Source organism: Oleiphilus sp. HI0066, assembly GCF_001635725.1.
Genome location: NZ_LWFH01000239.1, coordinates 1 through 880, shown reverse-complemented (window position 1 = coordinate 880; position 880 = coordinate 1). Strand labels below are relative to the sequence as shown.

At 46.5% G+C, this 880-nt stretch carries 2 protein-coding genes; one reads left to right on the top strand and one right to left on the bottom strand.

Going from position 1 to position 880, the window contains the following annotated elements; all coding sequences use genetic code 11:
- On the top strand, nt 1-642 hold a 642-nt coding region (locus A3738_RS03810), incomplete at its 5' end, for a permease (protein WP_197473560.1).
- 59 nt (nt 643-701) lie between these two features.
- Here the strand turns inward: A3738_RS03810 and A3738_RS31795 are convergent.
- Nucleotides 702-836 (bottom strand): TraR/DksA C4-type zinc finger protein, encoded by a 135-nt coding sequence (locus A3738_RS31795; RefSeq protein WP_255376138.1) that lies wholly within the window; start codon nt 834-836, stop codon nt 702-704.
- Nucleotides 837-880: the final 44 nt, after the last annotated feature.

Here is an 880-nt window from a genome sequence, read left to right as displayed (position 1 = left end):
TGGAACTCGCTTTCACTCACGATCATCATGATTGCATTAATCGGCTTAGAGTGGACGATCATCTTTATTCTGCTCTCAATGCTCATTGGAATTGCGGCCGGATGGATGTTTGATCGACTTGAAAAAAACGGAACACTCCCAAGCAACCCGAACGTACTGCCTTACGATCCCGATTTCAAATTCTGGCCCGAAGCTAAGCGCCAACTGAATGGTGTTTCATGGAATTCAACGCTTCTTAAACGCTTTGTTCAAGGAGGCATTAATGGCTCACGCATTATCATCAAATGGATATTGTTTGGCGTGTTGCTCGCTTCTGCTATTCGCGCCTTTGTGAGCCTAGAGCTTTTCCAAGATTACTTCGGTCCTACTCTGCTTGGTTTATTTGCGACCTTAGTCGCTGCGACCATCATTGAGGTCTGCTCAGAAGGCTCGACACCTATCGCGGCCGACTTGATGACTCGTGCCAATGCCCCCGGTAATAGTTTTGGTTTTTTGATGGGCGGCGTCGCCACCGATTACACCGAAATTATGGTCATCAAAGACACCACCAAATCATGGAAAACAGCACTCTATTTACCGCTGTTAACCCTACCGCAAGTGTTTGTGATTGCGTGGTTGCTTAATCAAAGCGCTGGAAGTTAATGCTTCCAACGCTTTGATTAAGCATCGAGGCTACATCATTCGTTTACTCTCAAGCTTAACTAATCTCTGAACACGTGCTCCTGCATTTCACGTGCTTGTTTGACGTCTGCGCAGTACTCAGCTGTTGGTCTTAAAAGTAATCGCGGAATACCGATTGGATCTCCAGATTCAATACAGTAGCCATACTCGCCCAGCCGAATCCGCTCTAAGGACTGCTGAATCTTAGGGAGTAGCTTTT